This window comes from Flavicella sp. IMCC45668 (assembly GCF_057219105.1).
In genome coordinates, this window is sequence record NZ_CM170114.1 from 3,671,538 (window position 1) to 3,687,810 (window position 16,273).

The 16,273-nt window shown below is 33.3% G+C and carries 12 protein-coding genes; 7 read left to right on the forward strand and 5 right to left on the reverse strand.

The window, feature by feature from the left end; genetic code table 11:
• Positions 1-50 precede the first annotated feature (50 nt).
• The 3 genes from gmd to AC2DZ0_RS14990 are packed head-to-tail and all read left to right on the forward strand — an operon-like array spanning position 51 to position 3,206.
• The gene (gmd, locus tag AC2DZ0_RS14980; protein ID WP_484642752.1) at positions 51-1,124 is read left to right on the forward strand and encodes a GDP-mannose 4,6-dehydratase; all 1,074 of its coding nucleotides are present in this window, start codon (positions 51-53) and stop codon (positions 1,122-1,124) included.
• Positions 1,124-2,038 (forward strand): GDP-L-fucose synthase family protein, encoded by a 915-nt coding sequence (locus tag AC2DZ0_RS14985; protein ID WP_484642754.1) that lies wholly within the window; start codon positions 1,124-1,126, stop codon positions 2,036-2,038. The genes gmd and AC2DZ0_RS14985 overlap by 1 nt, the downstream gene beginning before the upstream one ends.
• Position 2,039: 1 nt before the next feature.
• On the forward strand, positions 2,040-3,206 hold the full coding sequence (locus tag AC2DZ0_RS14990; protein ID WP_484642755.1) for a DegT/DnrJ/EryC1/StrS family aminotransferase: 1,167 nt from the start codon (positions 2,040-2,042) through the stop codon (positions 3,204-3,206).
• 29 nt (positions 3,207-3,235) lie between these two features.
• Here the strand turns inward: AC2DZ0_RS14990 and AC2DZ0_RS14995 are convergent, their stop codons facing one another.
• On the reverse strand, positions 3,236-5,068 hold the full coding sequence (locus AC2DZ0_RS14995; RefSeq protein ID WP_484642756.1) for an ABC transporter ATP-binding protein: 1,833 nt from the start codon (positions 5,066-5,068) through the stop codon (positions 3,236-3,238).
• A 173-nt stretch (positions 5,069-5,241) separates the two neighbouring features.
• Between AC2DZ0_RS14995 and AC2DZ0_RS15000 the strand changes: the two genes are divergently transcribed.
• From AC2DZ0_RS15000 to AC2DZ0_RS15010, 3 genes are read left to right on the forward strand one after another with little or no spacing between them, the layout of a single operon-like run.
• Positions 5,242-5,790: an L-threonylcarbamoyladenylate synthase gene (locus AC2DZ0_RS15000; RefSeq protein WP_484642758.1), complete on the forward strand. Its 549-nt coding sequence runs from the start codon at positions 5,242-5,244 to the stop codon at positions 5,788-5,790.
• Positions 5,791-5,793: 3 nt separating this feature from the next.
• Positions 5,794-7,209, forward strand: a complete 1,416-nt coding sequence (locus AC2DZ0_RS15005; protein WP_484642760.1) for a CCA tRNA nucleotidyltransferase — start codon at positions 5,794-5,796, stop codon at positions 7,207-7,209.
• A gap of 14 nt (positions 7,210-7,223) precedes the next feature.
• Positions 7,224-8,261: a glycosyltransferase family 4 protein gene (locus AC2DZ0_RS15010; RefSeq protein ID WP_484642761.1), complete on the forward strand. Its 1,038-nt coding sequence runs from the start codon at positions 7,224-7,226 to the stop codon at positions 8,259-8,261.
• A gap of 228 nt (positions 8,262-8,489) precedes the next feature.
• Here the strand turns inward: AC2DZ0_RS15010 and AC2DZ0_RS15015 are convergent, their stop codons facing one another.
• The 3 genes from AC2DZ0_RS15015 to AC2DZ0_RS15025 form a co-directional block, all read right to left on the reverse strand.
• Positions 8,490-10,205: a phospho-sugar mutase gene (locus AC2DZ0_RS15015; protein ID WP_484642763.1), complete on the reverse strand. Its 1,716-nt coding sequence runs from the start codon at positions 10,203-10,205 to the stop codon at positions 8,490-8,492.
• 80 nt (positions 10,206-10,285) lie between these two features.
• Positions 10,286-11,239, reverse strand: coding sequence for a glycosyltransferase family 2 protein (locus tag AC2DZ0_RS15020; protein ID WP_484642765.1), 954 nt, complete (start codon positions 11,237-11,239; stop codon positions 10,286-10,288).
• Positions 11,240-11,764, reverse strand: coding sequence for a DUF4199 domain-containing protein (locus AC2DZ0_RS15025; protein ID WP_484642767.1), 525 nt, complete (start codon positions 11,762-11,764; stop codon positions 11,240-11,242).
• 162 nt (positions 11,765-11,926) lie between these two features.
• Here AC2DZ0_RS15025 and gldC point away from each other — a divergent pair, with 162 nt between their 5' ends.
• A complete protein-coding gene (gene gldC / locus AC2DZ0_RS15030) occupies positions 11,927-12,265 on the forward strand; it encodes a gliding motility protein GldC (protein WP_300322294.1) in 339 nt (112 codons plus the stop codon).
• A gap of 67 nt (positions 12,266-12,332) precedes the next feature.
• Here gldC and AC2DZ0_RS15035 read toward each other — a convergent pair whose 3' ends face one another.
• The gene (locus tag AC2DZ0_RS15035) at positions 12,333-16,196 is read right to left on the reverse strand and encodes an OmpA family protein (protein WP_484642769.1); all 3,864 of its coding nucleotides are present in this window, start codon (positions 16,194-16,196) and stop codon (positions 12,333-12,335) included.
• Positions 16,197-16,273: the final 77 nt, after the last annotated feature.

Here is a 16,273-nt window from a genome sequence, read left to right on the forward strand (position 1 = left end):
TAAATAAAAACTTATAGTTATCACTAAAATTCAAAGTAATTGTTTACAGAATGAAAAAAGCTTTAATTACAGGAATAAATGGACAAGATGGTTCTTATTTAGCTGAGTTTTTAATAGAAAAAGGCTACGAGGTACATGGTATAATAAGAAGGGCGTCTTCCTTTAATACAGGTAGAATTGAACATTTGTATATTGACGAACTTATCGAGGACTTACACAAAGATCGTAAGGTTAAATTACATTACGGGGACATGACTGATTCAACAAATTTAATTAGATTAATTCAGGAAATCCAACCTGAAGAAATATATAATTTGGCAGCTCAGTCTCATGTGAAAGTTTCGTTTGATTTACCAGAATATACGGCACAAACTGATGCTGTAGGAACTCTGAGATTATTGGAAGCTTTGCGTATTTGTAATTTAATTGGTAAAACGAAAATATATCAAGCTTCAACCTCAGAACTTTACGGGAAAGTACAAGAAATACCGCAAACAGAGAAAACACCATTTTATCCAAGATCTCCATATGGAGTGGCAAAAATGTACGCATACTGGATCACAAAAAATTACAGAGAATCCTATGGTGTATATGCAGTAAATGGAATTTTATTCAACCATGAGTCTGAAAGAAGAGGTGAGACATTTGTTACAAGAAAAATAACACTTGGAGCAGCAAGAATTAAACATGGACTTCAAGAAAAATTGTATTTAGGAAACTTAAATTCTCTACGTGATTGGGGCTATGCAAAAGATTATGTGGAGTGCATGTGGCTTATGTTGCAACAAGAGTCTCCTGAAGATTATGTTATCGCTACCGGAATTCAGCACTCTGTTCGAACGTTTTGTGAATTATCGTTTAAAGAGGCCGGAATTGAATTGATTTGGAAAGGAGAAGAGGAAAATGAAAAAGGAATTTGTAAAAAAACAGGAAAAGTACTCATTGAAGTGGATCCGGAATATTACAGACCAGCAGAAGTTGAAACGTTGCTTGGTGACCCAACAAAAGCTCGTACACAGTTAGGTTGGGATCCTAGTAGAACATCTATCGATAAGTTGGTGAAAATAATGATGCAACATGATTTAGAATATGTAGTTCGTTTTCAACAAAAAAATAGGGCTTAATGAAAATATTGGTCACAGGAGGTAGTGGGATGGTCGGAAAAAATATAGCTCTGAATTCCGCATCATCCAAATTTGATATTTTGACTCCTTCTAGTAAAGAACTAAATTTACTAGATTTTCAATTGGTAGATAACTACTTAAAAAAGGAAAATCCTGATGTTATAATTCATGCAGCAGGTTTAGTTGGAGGGATTCAAGCTAATATAGAAAATCCAGTAAGTTTTTTAGTGGATAATCTTAGTATGGGAAAAAATTTAATTATTGCGGCGCGTAATAATAAGATCAACAAATTAATCAATCTAGCGAGTTCTTGTATGTATCCTAGAGATGCTGAAAATCCATTAAAAGAAAGTCTGATATTACAAGGAGAGTTAGAGCCTACAAATGAAGGTTATGCACTCGCAAAAATTGTATGTACTCGTCTTTGCGAATACATTACCAAAACGAATTCGGAGTTGCTTTATAAAACAATTATTCCTTGTAATCTCTATGGTAAATATGATAAGTTTGATCCGAAAAACTCTCATATGATTCCAGCAGTTGTTAGGAAGGTTTTTGAAGCAAAGGAGAATGGTGATCGCTCTGTTGAAATTTGGGGTGATGGATTAGCTAGACGTGAATTTATGTTTGTTAATGATTTAGTAGATTTTATTTTTTACGCGGTTAAAAACCTCGAAGAAATGCCTCAAAACATTAATGTTGGTTTAGGTTATGATTATTCAATTAATGAATATTATCAAACAATAGCGGAGGTTATAGGATATACTGGAGATTTCGTTCATGACTTATCTAAGCCTGTTGGAATGAAACAAAAGGTCGTTGATATTGATTTGTTAAATAAATTTGGATGGAAAGCTACAACAAGCTTGAAGGAAGGAATTAAAGAAACATTAAATTATTTTAAAACATTGTAAAATGATAAAATACCCATTGGCATCCTCAACTTGGGATGATAAAGAAATTGAAGCAATTCATAAAGTTATGGATTCAGATATGTATACCATGGGAAAAGGTGTGCGACAATTTGAAGTTGAATTTGCGGAATTTGTAGGTTCAAAATATTCGGTAATGGTAAACTCTGGCTCTTCGGCGAACTTAATAGCTATTGCGGCATTATTTTATACAAAACAAAATAAATTAAAAAGAGGAGACGAGGTAATCGTTCCTGCAGTTTCTTGGTCTACTACTTATTTTCCTTTGTACCAATATGGGTTAAAGTTGAAATTTGTAGATGTAGATTTGAATACTTTAAATTATGACTTAGATAAGTTAGAAGAGGCGGTTAAGGAAGATACAAAGTTGATTGTGGCTGTTAACTTGTTGGGTAATCCAAATGATTTTGATCGGATTTCAATGATAGCTTCTAAATATGACTGTATTGTTTTTGAAGACAATTGTGAGTCCATGGGGGCAGAATATAAAGGGAAGCAAGCTGGTACTTTTGGTTTGCTAGGAAGTTATTCAACTTTTTATTCGCATCATATGGCTACAATGGAAGGCGGATTGATTGTTACTGATGATGAAGAGTTGTATCATATAATGTTGAGTTTAAGAACTCATGGATGGACAAGAAATTTACCGAAACAAAATAAATTGATAGCAAAGAGTGATGATTGGTTTAAGGAGTCTTTCAAATTTATTCTTCCAGGATATAATGTAAGGCCAATTGAAATGAGTGGAGTCATTGGAAGTCAACAATTGATGAAATTACCTTCTTTTTTAAAGCAAAGAAGGGAGAATGCGAAGTTGTTTGTTAGTTTGTTTCAAAATCACAAAGATTTTATTATTCAAGAAGATATTGATAATAGCAGCTGGTTTGGGTTTAGTCTAATAATCAGAGAAGAGTCTACATTAAAACGATCTAATGTGATAAAAGTTTTGACCGATAACAATATTGATTCTAGACCTATTGTAACTGGAGATTTCACGAAAAATGAAGTCTTAAAATATTTTGATTACCAAATTTTCGGAGAAATGAAAAATGCTAAATACTTAGACGAAAATGGTTTTTTTGTAGGGAATCATCAAGTTGATTTGTCGAATGAAATAAAGTATTTGTATTCGGTTTTAAATAATTTATAGAAAAAAAGAGTGGATATCCACTCTTTTTTTTATCCTTCCAATTGTTGAAGGTTTACCAAATTAGTATAGGTCCCATTAAGAGCAAGAAGTTCGTCATGTGTCCCTTGTTCGACAATTTTTCCTTTTTTAAGTACTACTATTAAGTCCGCATTTTGGACTGTTGACAACCTGTGAGCAATAACTAAGGAAGTTCTATTTCTCATTAAATTTTCAATTGCATCTTGAACCAGTTTTTCCGATTGAGTATCCAATGCAGAAGTTGCCTCATCTAAAATCATTATCGGAGGATTCTTCATTACGGCACGTGCAATAGCTATTCTTTGTTTTTGCCCACCGGAAAGTAGGTTCCCATTTTCGCCTACTAAGCTATTATATTGATTAGGCATTTCCATAATGAATTCATGAGCATTGGCTATTTTAGCAGCTTCTATAACAGATTCCATGTCTGGATTGTCAATTCCTAATGAAATGTTGTTGAAAATTGTATCATTGAATAGAATAGAGTCTTGAGTTACGATCCCCATTTGAGATCTTAAAGATTTAGTTGATACATTTTTTATGTTCACTCCATCAATCAAGATCTCTCCTTCGTTGACATCCCAAAAACGTGTTAACAAGTTTGCTAGGGTTGATTTACCACTACCTGATTGACCTACCAAAGCAATTTTTTGCCCAAAAGGTATTTTTAATGAAAAGTTGTTAAGTACATTATGGTTTTCGTATTTGAAAGAAATGTTTTCAAATTTTATTTCGTTTTTGAATTCATTTAGCTCGATGCAATCGATAGAGTCTTTTAGTTCGTTTTCAGTATCTAATATTGATACAACACGATCTGCGGCAGCTGCTCCTATTTTTATAGAATTAATAGCTGCAGATATAGCTTTAGCAGGAGTTAATATGTTGTAGGCTAGTCCCATAAAAGCTAAAAACGTACCAGCTTTAAGGCTTTCGTCTATTAATACCATTTTCCCTCCAAACCAAAGCAAGGATGCGATGGTTGTTATTCCTAAAATTTCACTTAGTGGAGATGCCAGGTTGTTACGTTTCGCTAAATCATTACTTAAGTTTTTGAAACGAATACTAAAACTATCATATCTATTTGAAAAATATTTCTCAGAATTAAAAGCCTTAATAACTCTTAATCCCGTTATTGATTCTTCGATAATACTAAGCATCTTTCCTGATTCTTCAAAAATTATTGTTGATTGTCCTTTGATTTTTTTACTAATCAAAGAGATAATCCAACCAGAAACAGGAATAAAAGTAAAAACAAAAAGAGAAAGTTGTGGACTTAAATTTAGCATGAAGATTAACGTAAATATTATGTTTAGAGGTTCTCTAATTAATATTATTGATAAGTTTAAAAATGTTTCATTTATGGTTCCAAGATCACTTGTGGCTCTTACAATAACATCGCCTTTTTGTCTTTTAGCAAAAAAGGACAATGGAAGTTCAATTATTTTTTGATACATTTCGTTTCTTAAGTCTTTTAAAACTGCATTTTTTAAAAAGACCATAAATATTCTAGCAAAATATCCGAATAGGTTTTTAAGAAAAAATACTGAAATGATACCTATTACTAGATATATCAATGTGTTTTCAGGACCTTTTTCTTCCGTATTAACCGTGATAAAATAGTTTAGATAGTTTTCTAAATATGTTTTATCAATGTTAGAAATATTTTCTAAGTTTGGTTTCTCAAAAACTTTTTCCGTATCCCCAAATAGAACATTCAGCATAGGAATAAGAGTTAAGAATGAAATTGCCGAAAATAGTGCGAAAAGTATGTTTAGTAATATACTTGTAATGCCTGTCCACTTATAAGGGATTGTATAGGCAAGAAATCGTTTGAAATAATTCATTTATTTATATTTACAATTGTCAAAAACGATTACTATGCGAAAAGAGACAATTGCAAAGTGTCGTTTTAGAACTGACAAATATACTGTTTTACTAGAACTTTGTTCTTTTACCTTGTTAAACTTTTCGAAAAGTATCGTCCGTTGTTTTGTTTGAAAAGTTATATTTTTGTGGAATGAATAATTTGGTAGAAAAAATAAATAATAAGGAGGTAATTCTTTATCCAACAGATACCGTTTGGGGGCTTGGTTGTGATGCAACTGACGAAATTGCGGTAAATAAAATATTTACAATTAAAAATAGAGCGGAAAGTAAAAGTTTAATCATTCTAGTTAACTCTATTGAAATGCTGCAGGAATATGTTGATGCAATTCCGAAGGAGGCGATTGATATTTTAAATGTTGCCACTCGTCCTACAACGATTATTTATAATAATCCAATTGGATTGGCAAAGAATGTAGTTGCTTCGGATAATACAGTTGCTATAAGGATCGTCAAACAAGATTTTTGCGAATCACTTCTTAAGAAACTTGGAAAACCAATTGTTTCGACTTCAGCGAATGTAAGTGGAGATCCTACTCCAAAATCCTTTTCAGAAATAAGCCAAGCAATTTTGGATAGCGTAGATTATGTGGTAGATTTGCAGCACGATTCGAAAAGTGACAAGTCGTCCAGAATATTGAAAATTAATACAGACGGTACCATCGAAGTGATTAGAGATTGATATATGCATCCGAACGATTATAAAAAGGCCTTACAACACGCAATTTTCCCATATATAACAGAAGCTACAGAATTACTAAGCTTAAAGAGTTTTGTAATAGGTGGTTTTGTAAGAGATTTTATTTTACAGCGTGGAATTACGAAAGATATTGATGTAGTTGCGGTTGGGAGTGGGATAGAATTAGCGAAGAAAGTAGCTCAGTTATTGCCAACAAAACCGAAAGTTCAAGTTTTTAAAACGTATGGAACTGCAATGTTACGATACAATGATGTGGAAATTGAATTTGTTGGAGCTCGAAAAGAGTCTTATACTGAAAATAGTAGGAATCCCAAAGTATCAACAGGGTCGCTACAAGATGATCAAAATAGAAGAGATTTTACAATCAATGCGATGGCATTGAGTTTGAATAAAGATACTTTCGGTGACTTGTTAGATCCATTTAATGGAGTTGCTGATTTGGAATCTAAAATTATTAAAACTCCATTAAATCCTGATATTACCTATTCTGATGATCCGCTTAGAATGATGCGTGCGATTCGTTTTGCAACACAATTGAATTTTCAGATTGAAAAGGAATCATTGGATGCAATACATAGGAATTGTGAAAGAATTGATATCATTACTAAAGAACGAATTGTAGTTGAACTTCAAAAGATAATGGAATCTCCAATTCCTTCAATCGGTTTTCTCTTATTGGAGAAAACAGGACTTTTACAACGATTAATTCCTGAATTGACGGATTTAAAAGGGGTAGATGAACAGGATGGACAAAAGCATAAAGATAATTTTTATCATACTTTGGAAGTTGTGGATAATATTGCTCCTAATACCGAGGATGTTTGGTTACGATGGGCTGCTTTATTGCATGATATAGGGAAAGCGCCGACAAAGAGATTTGATAAAAAGAATGGTTGGACTTTTCATGCTCATGAGTTTGTAGGATCTAAAATGGTATATAAATTATTCAAAAGATTAAAAATGCCGTTGAATAATAAGATGAAATTTGTGCAAAAGATGGTTCTTTTAAGTTCTCGTCCTATTGTACTAGCAACGGATGTAACTGATTCTGCGGTAAGAAGGCTGATATTTGATACTGGAGAAGATTTGGATAGTTTAATGACCTTATGTGAGGCTGATATTACAACGAAAAACCCTGTTAAATTTAAAAGATATCACAACAATTTTAAACTTGTAAGGGATAAGGTAAAAGAGGTAGAAGAGAGGGATAGAGTTAGAGATTTTCAACCACCAATTTCGGGTGAGCTGATCATGGAAACTTTTAACTTAAAGCCTTGTAGAGAAATCGGTCAGATAAAGGATGCTATCAAAGAAGCTATTTTAGATGGTGAAATTCCAAATGAATATGATGCTTGTTTTGAATTTATGATTAAAAAAGGAGAAGAACTTGGTTTGGATTAATACGGAAGGTAAGTATGGAAATAATACAAGTAATTGATCAATTAGGTGTAGGAGGAGCTGAAAGAGTTTGTGTAAACATAACAAATTTACTTCATAGGAATGGAAATTCTGTAAAACTTATTGTTTTAAAAGATCAAGGTGAATTATTCGATTTATTGGATGATGAAATAGAAGTAATTCGATTACAGAATAAGAGTAAATTTAAAAAGTATAAAGAATTCGTAAAACACGTAAATGGTGGTTCGGTTGTACATGTACATATGAGAGCACCTTATCGTTTTGTACAAAAAGCTTTTTTGCTAAATGGAGGACGAAAGCCTATTATTTTTCATGATCATTATGGTAAAATAGAGGTAAATCAAAAAGTCGCACTTTTTTATAAGTTATTTAAACCGGACCTATATATAGGTGTTTCAAAATTATTAGTTGATTGGGCGATTTCAAAAATGAGAATGGAGTCAGAAAAAGCTTTGTTAATAAGTAACATAGTTTTTAAATATGATATAATTAAAAAAGAGACTCTTAATAGGAAGAAAGGTATTGTATTTGTAGGGAACTTGAAAGAAGTTAAACACCATATATTTGCAATAAAACTAGCTAGTAACCTAGGTATGGATTTAACGATATATTGTTGTAAAGATGAGGGGAGTGATTATTTCAAGTCTTTAAAGAGAGATATACAGGAAAATTATAGTAGTCAGAAAATAAATTTTATTTTTGATCATAAAAATGTACAAAATGATTTATATAAATATGATTTAGCGGTTTGTACGTCTATATCTGAATCAGGACCATTGGTTTTGTTAGAATATTTAGCTCAAGAAATTCCTTTTTTAACTTATAAAACAGGGGAAATAGCTGATTTTGTAGAAGAGAAATTACCGGATTTTGTAATTGATAACTTTGTATTAGAGGATTGGGTAGAAAGAATTAATTTAATCTTTCAATTGAAAGATAAATATGAATTGATGACGGTGTTTCAAGAGTATTGGGATAAAGAAAATTTTATTGAAAGGTATATGAATCTTTATAAGAAAATATTGAATTCTTAAATTGAGTTAAAGAACTAAATTTTTTTTCTAAAAAAAAATGCTTTAATGTTTACAATAATGTATTTCCATTTATACAATAGGTTAAAAATGATTATCTCTTTAGTTTTTAGAAGGAATGACATAGAAGATAACGTGGTAATTAATCAAATTGAATTTTGTTAAAATCAGAGATAACTAAAAAAGCCAATTGAAATATCAATTGGCTTTTTTCGTTTTTAGAAGGATTTATTACAAGTTCAATCCTTTTATAATTCTTTGGATTTTAGCATCCAATTCGTTTTCTGTCTCCGTTGCTTTTTCAATTGAAGCACATTTTGTGTTTACGCTAAAGTAGAATTTAATTTTAGGTTCTGTTCCACTTGGTCTTGCAGCAACTCTTGTTCCGTTTTCAGTGTAAAAAATAAGAACATTAGATTTAGGCATGTCGATAACACTTTCTTCTCCAGTCAATAAGTTTTTTCTAACTGAAGAGTCATAATCGTAAACGAATTCTACTTTCTCTCCGTCAATTTCTTTAGGAGCATTGGCTCTCATGTCAACCATCATTTGTGAGATTTGAGCGGCTCCATCCATACCTTTTTTAGTGATTGAGATTAAGTGCTCTTTATAAAAACTGTGGTTTACATATAATTGTAACAATTCGTTGTAAAAAGAGCTTCCTTGTGCTTTGGCATAAGTTGCAATTTCACAAGCTAATAAAGCAGAGGTAATCGCGTCCTTATCTCTAACAAAGTCGCCAACCATATACCCGAAGCTTTCTTCACCACCTCCAATAAAGTTAAGTTCTGGGAAGTCAACAATCATTTTAGCAATCCATTTAAAACCAGTCAAACATATTTTAGTTTCAACGTCGTATGATGCTGCTATATCTCCAACCATATCTGTTGAAACTATAGTAGTTCCTACAAATTGTTTACCATTAAGTTTTCCTTCTTTTTGCCATTTTTTCATTAAGAAATCAGTCATTACAACCATGGTTTGGTTACCATTCAGTAATTTCATGTCTCCATCTAAATCTCTAACGGCAATACCAACACGGTCACTATCTGGATCTGTTCCTATGACAATATCAGCATCAACTTTATCTGCTAATTCTAGAGCCATTTTCAAAGCAGCTGGCTCCTCAGGATTTGGTGAGTCTACTGTTGGGAAATTTCCGTCAGGAGTACTTTGTTCTTCAACAATATGGACATTTTTATATCCTGCCTTTTTCAATGTTTGTGGCATTGCAGTGATTGAAGTACCATGTAAAGAAGTAAATACAATATTTAAATCATCACGATTTGTAAGTTCTAAGCAACCATTTTTTACAGAGGCATCTGTAAAAGCATTGTCCACATCTTCTCCAATATATTCTAGCAGGTTTTCATTTGCGTCAAATTTAATTTCAGAAAATTCTAATTTATTAACCTCATTAATAATAGCAACATCATTCGGTGGTACAATTTGTCCTCCATCCGTCCAATAAACCTTGTATCCATTGTATTCTGGTGGGTTATGAGATGCGGTTAAAACGATTCCTGCAGTGCATTTTAAATAGTTAACTGCAAAAGAAAGCTCTGGAGTGGTACGCAATGCTTCAAAAAGGAAAACTTTTATTCCGTTAGCAGTTAATACATCAGCAACTGTTTTTGCAAGTGTATCACTATTGTGTCTGCAGTCATAAGCAATAACAACACTAGCATCTTTTGCGTCGTTTTTCTGTAAAATATAATTAGCAAGTCCCTGGGTTGCTTTACCTAAGGTATATTTGTTAATACGATTGGTTCCAGGTCCCATCAAGCCTCTCATACCTCCTGTACCAAATTCCAAATTTTTGTAAAAACTATCTGCTAACAGATCAGTATCTGAATCAATTAAATTTTGAACTTCCTTTTGTGTTTCATTGTCAAAAGTTGTTGCAAGCCATTTTTTAGCTTCTTCGATGATGTTTTGAGTGCTCATTAGGTATATTTTTTTACAAATTTAATTTTTTATCCAAATTGATTGTTATTAACTGTTTAAAGTTACTAAAACGGTTTCTTTTATATTTCTTCAGAAATTTGATAATTCGCTATATTTTTTTTCGACCTTAAAATTAGTTCTCCAATAAATCCTGCCAGGAAAAGTTGCGTTCCTAATATCATTGTGGCTAGTGAGATATAAAACCATGGACTATCCGTAACCAATGGTGAAGGTTGGTTGTATACAAACACACTTAATAATTTACTACAACCGATATAAAATGCTGCGATAAAACCAATAACAAACATAAAAGTACCTAAAAGACCAAACAAATGCATGGGTCTCTTTCCAAATTTACTTACAAACCAAATTGTTAACAGATCTAAAAATCCATTAACAAAGCGTTCCATTCCAAATTTAGTCTCTCCGTATTTTCTCGCTTGGTGTTTTACAACTTGTTCCCCGATTTTAATGAAACCTGCATTCTTTGCAAGAACAGGAATATATCGATGCATTTCACCCTGCACATCAATAGATTTTACAACCTTTTTGTTGTAGGCCTTCAATCCACAATTAAAATCATTAAGCTGAATACCTGACGTTTTTCTAGCTGCCCAATTAAATAATTTGGAAGGAAGATTTTTCTTTATTTTAGAATCATATCTTTTTTTCTTCCATCCACTAACAAGATCATAATTTCCTGAAGTGATCTTTTTATAAAGAGCCGGAATTTCGTCTGGAGCGTCTTGTAGGTCGGCATCCATAGTGATTATCACATCACCGTTTACTTTTTTGAATCCAGCATTCAGTGCTTGAGATTTTCCAAAGTTTTTAGAAAAACGAAGTCCCTGTACATGTGGGTTTTCTTTTTGAAGTGTTTCAATAAGCTTCCAAGAGTTGTCCGTACTTCCATCATCGATAAATAAAATTTCATAACTGAAGTCATTTTCTTGCATTACGCTTACAATCCAGTCGTGTAATTCTCTTAAAGATTCTTCTTCATTTAGAAGCGGGATAACTAATGAAATTTGCATTTAGGAAACTTGTTTGGATTCGTTAATTTTTATAAAAACAACAGTGGTGATTGCAGAGAAAACAAATCCAAGAAAAGCAGTAAATACAATACCAATTGCAGGTGTGATAAATGAGTTAGCTCCTTCTTGGAGTTTTTCAATTCTAGCATCAATTTGCTCTTTTGTTAAATCACTAGAATTCTCCATAGCCTCTCTTTGGACTTCTCCTAGTTGATTAATAAAGTCTGGTTCTATATAAGTTGTAAATATATAATTATAGGCGGTTATCATTAACGCTCCAACCACTGCAATTCCAATTCCTATTTTAAGACCTTCTCCGAAGCTCATTGTTTGAGTTTTGGCAAAAGTTTTTATTCCTAAAATTATTGCAATTAAAATAAATAAAATGCTAATAATTCCTACCGTTTGGTTTTGTTCTAAATGTTTATTTTGAGAATAAAGCACTACACTCATTGCTATAGAGACTAATCCAAGTAAAAGTCCATATTTAAAGATGATTCCTTTACTTATTTCTTTTGCTGTCATAAACCGTTTTTTGATAATGGCAAATATAATTATTTCCGATGAAGTAAGATTTTTAAATTGAATTTTGTTTCTGTGATCAATTCGGAATTTGAACTAATTAAACTGTTTAGGGTTCTTATTCTTTTGATGTATATTTGCGACGTTAAAATAAATTAGAAAATTATGGCTGTTGTACATAAATCAAAAATAGAATTTGAAATAGGACTTGATGAAAATAAAGTTCCCGAAAAAATAAATTGGAATGCAGAAGATGGAGGAGTAACTGCTGAAGAGTCTAAGGCAATTATGATGTCAATTTGGGATCCTATTAAAAAGGATACCTTGCGTATTGATCTTTGGACAAAGGACATGCCGGTTGATGAAATGAAACAATTTTTTCATCAAACATTGGTGTCTATGAGTCATACTTTTGAAAGAGCTACGAATGACGAAAAAATGGGAGCAACAATGCGTGACTTCTGTGATTATTTTGAAGAGAAATTAGAGTTGAAGAAAAAATAGTAAATGCATTTATTATAAAAAAAAGGGTCGATATTAATCGACCCTTTTTTTATGATGTTGAATGAAATTAATTCTGAAAATTAAATTCAATTCTATTGTTTAATTCACTCGTAGCAATATCTCCTGAGTTTGAGTATTTAGGTTGTGTATCTCCATACCCCTCTGAAGTCAATCGATCTTCATTGATGCCACCATCAACCAAATATTTTAAAATAGCATTTGCTCTACGTTTAGATAAAAACAGACTATACTTTTCATTGTGTTTGTCATCAGTATGAGAAGCTATTTCAAATTTTGTTGCAGGGTATTCTTGCATGATTTTTAAAATATCATCTAAAATATCCATCGTTTCGTTTGAAAGGGTGTTTTTAGTTCTCTCAAATTTAATTTTTTGAGATAATGCTTCGATTTTTAAGTACACACTTTTATCAAAGTTCTTGTTTGGACATCCTTTGTTCTCTGCAGTACCTGGTACATCTGGACATAAGTCATCTGCATCTGCAACACCATCTCCATCTAGGTCTTCTGTTGCTGGGCATCCTTCGTTTTCTGCAAGTCCTTTTATTTTCGGACATCTGTCTTTGTAATCAGGAACTTCATCTTTATCAGAATCTAAAGAAACACCATTAGAGTAAACTTTCACACCATAAGGAGTGTCTGGTTCTTCGTCATATAAATCAATTACACCATCTTTATCAGTGTCTTGAATATTTGCCTCTACAGCTCCTTCAATTTCTGGACAACCTTTGTTTTCAACAGAGCCTGCTTTGAATGGACAGTCATCTATATGATCTGGTACATCATCATAATCTGAGTCAACAGCAACTCCATTTCCATAAACTCTTGCATTTTCTGGAGTGTTTGGCTCTTTGTCAAACTCATTTACAACACCATCTCCATCATCATCAGCCCAGTCAAATTCTTTCGCTGTTTTAGGGCAACCTTCGTTTTCAACAGGTCCTGCTTTTAACGGACATTTGTCTTTGTAATCAGGTAATCCATCCCTATCACTATCAATAGGAATCCCATTTCCATAAACTAAAGCACCAGCTGGAGTGTTAGGGTCTTTATCGAATTGATCAATTACTCCGTCTTTATCAGTGTCTTTTAATTCGAGTTGTTGAGGCGTAACAATAGCAGCTTTTGATTCTGTTTCCTTACAACCTTCTAGGTCTTTTGTTCCGTTTGTCAAAGGACACTTGTCGTCATGATCAGGTATTCCATCTCCATCCGTATCAATTGCAACTCCATTACCGTAAACTTTGGCACCACGTGGTGTGTTTGGTTCTGCATCAAATTGATCCATTACACCATCTTTGTCAGAATCTTTCATCTCTACAGTTGGTTGGTTTGAATTAGCACCGTTAACTGCAATTCCAGCTCCTAAATTGATGTTTGACTTTTTCTCTTCAGGGGCACATCCATTTAAGTCTGCAGTTCCTGAGATATTTGGACAATTATCTTCATGATCTGGGATTCCATCGTTATCAGAGTCAACCGCAACTCCATTTCCGTAAACTTTTGCACCTTGTGGTGTGTTTGGTTCAGCATCAAATTGATCCATTACACCATCCATGTCCGTATCAGTTAATTCAATTGTTGCTCCGTTGCTAGAAACGTTTTCAGTGATTTTTGGACAACCTGCATCCACAATAGATCCTGGTTTTAAAGGACAAGCATCTTCATGGTCTGGTGTTCCGTCATTGTCTGTATCCATAGCAACTCCGTTACCGTATACTTTAACTCCAAAAGGTGTATTTGGTTCCTTGTCAAATTCATTAGGGACTCCATCACCATCGCTATCTGGAGGTAAAGGACATCCTTCATTTTCTGCAGTACCATACTTTAACGGACAAGTATCTTTATAGTCAGGTATCGTGTCTCCATCAGTATCAACTGCAACACCATTTCCGTAAACTCTTGCGTCCATTGGTGTATTTGGCTCTTTGTCTAAAGAATCAATAACTCCATCACCATCAGAATCATTAATGCTGATTTTTCCTGCATTAGAGGCAACAGCAATATTTTCAGGGCAACCTTCATTCTCTTGTGTTCCTTGTTTTAAAGGACAGTTGTCGTATAGATCAATAATTCCATCGTTGTCAGTGTCAATTGCCACTCCATTTCCATAAACTTTAGCACCCAAAGGAGTGTTGTTGTCTATGTCTAAAGCGTCCATTACACCATCTTGATCAGTGTCTTTGATCGTGAATTCTCCAGCTTCATTTGATTCAAGACCTGTGTAGTCAGTTGGACAACCATTATTATCTTCAGGTCCGAATATAAGCGGACACTCATCCATATAATCAGGAATTCCGTCTTTGTCTGTGTCAATAGCGATTCCGTTACCATAAACCATTGCACCCATCGGTGTGTTTAGTTCTTGGTCTAAGATGTCTGCAACACCGTCTCCGTCTGAGTCTTGAAAGTCACCAGCAATATTTGGTTGAATAACATTTAAAGATTCAGTTGGGTTGATTCCTTCTTCATAGATTTCTTTTCCTCTTTCAGAGTCTGGTTGGATGTAATTAATTTCAACTCGTCGGTTTCTTTTTCTTCCGTCAGAGGTTTTATTACTATGAGCCGGTTGCTCTATTCCAAATCCATCAGCATATAATCTAGACTCGTTTACTCCCTTTTCAGTAAGGTATTTTTGAACACTACTAGCTCTTTTCTTAGAAAGATATAGATTGTAACTAGCCTCACCAGTGTTGTCAGAATGACCGTCAATTGCAAACTGGGTATTTGGGTATTGCATCATAATGTTTGCAATCTCATTCAGTATTGTATATGAATCTCCAATAATTTGATCGCTATTGGTTTTAAAGTAGATGCTTTTTGCGAGTAAAAATATTCTATTTGTGATATCATCAGCTGAATTTTCACGAGGACATCCTAAGTTATCCGCTACTCCTTTTACATCTGGACAAACATCATCAAAATCATAGACTCCATCACCGTCTCTATCTTCCGGACAACCGTCATTAGCTTCAATACCTTTTAAGAAAGGACATTTGTCTAGGTGGTCAGGCACACCATCCATATCGCTATCGATAGAAATACCACTTCCGTATACCATTGCTTCACTCGGAGTATCTGGTTCCTTATCCACTTCATCAATAACCCCATCTTCATCAGTATCTACAACTTGGAATCTTTCGTCTCCAATATCTTCATTGTTCGCCCAGATAGCATGTCTTTTCTCTTTTCCAAATTTGTAAACAACTCCAAGGTGAGTTGATAGATAAGTCTCATAGTTGTTTTTAGAAGAGACAGCAGCATCAAAATTATCAGCATAAACTAAGTTCATGCTTGGTCTCAACGCGATGTCAAATCTTTTGTTGATTCTATATTTTAAATCTAGACCAGCATCAAAAAACAACGAGCTAGAATCATCATATGATAATATTTCTGTGTTTGATTCGTCATATAATTTAGTAGAGTAATAGTTAGTACCAAGTCCAGCAACCAAAGACCAACTCCAGTGCTTGCTATTTAATTTCCAAAGATTGTTAAAGTTAAGGATACCGTTTATTTCAAAACCGAATCTAGAACCATCCATTGTTAATAGTTGATTCCCATATATAGACTCATCAATTCCTTGGATGGAGTGTGTTCCAGTGAAACCTTTACCTGCTGCACCTAGACTGCTATAGTCAAGTTTAAGCTCCATACCTAAAATTGGATTGAACATTTTATCTCCGTAAATGTAGAAACCTAAATTTGTACTTCCGTTATCTCCATAAGAGCTTAAATCCCCAGAAGTTTTAAGACTACTTAAACCAAGACCTAAAGACCATGTATTGTAGGTGTCTTTGGCTTCTTTTGCTCTTTCTTTTGTGTGAGAGTCTTCTTTTTCTTTTTGAGCAAAAGTGAAATTACTTATGCAAGTGAAAACCAATAGTAGTAAGGTTTTTTTTCTTAGAGACATGCTTAATTATATTAGGTTGTTTTTTTAGAAATTTTTAACAAAAATAATTATTTATTTTTATTGGTAATATGAAACCG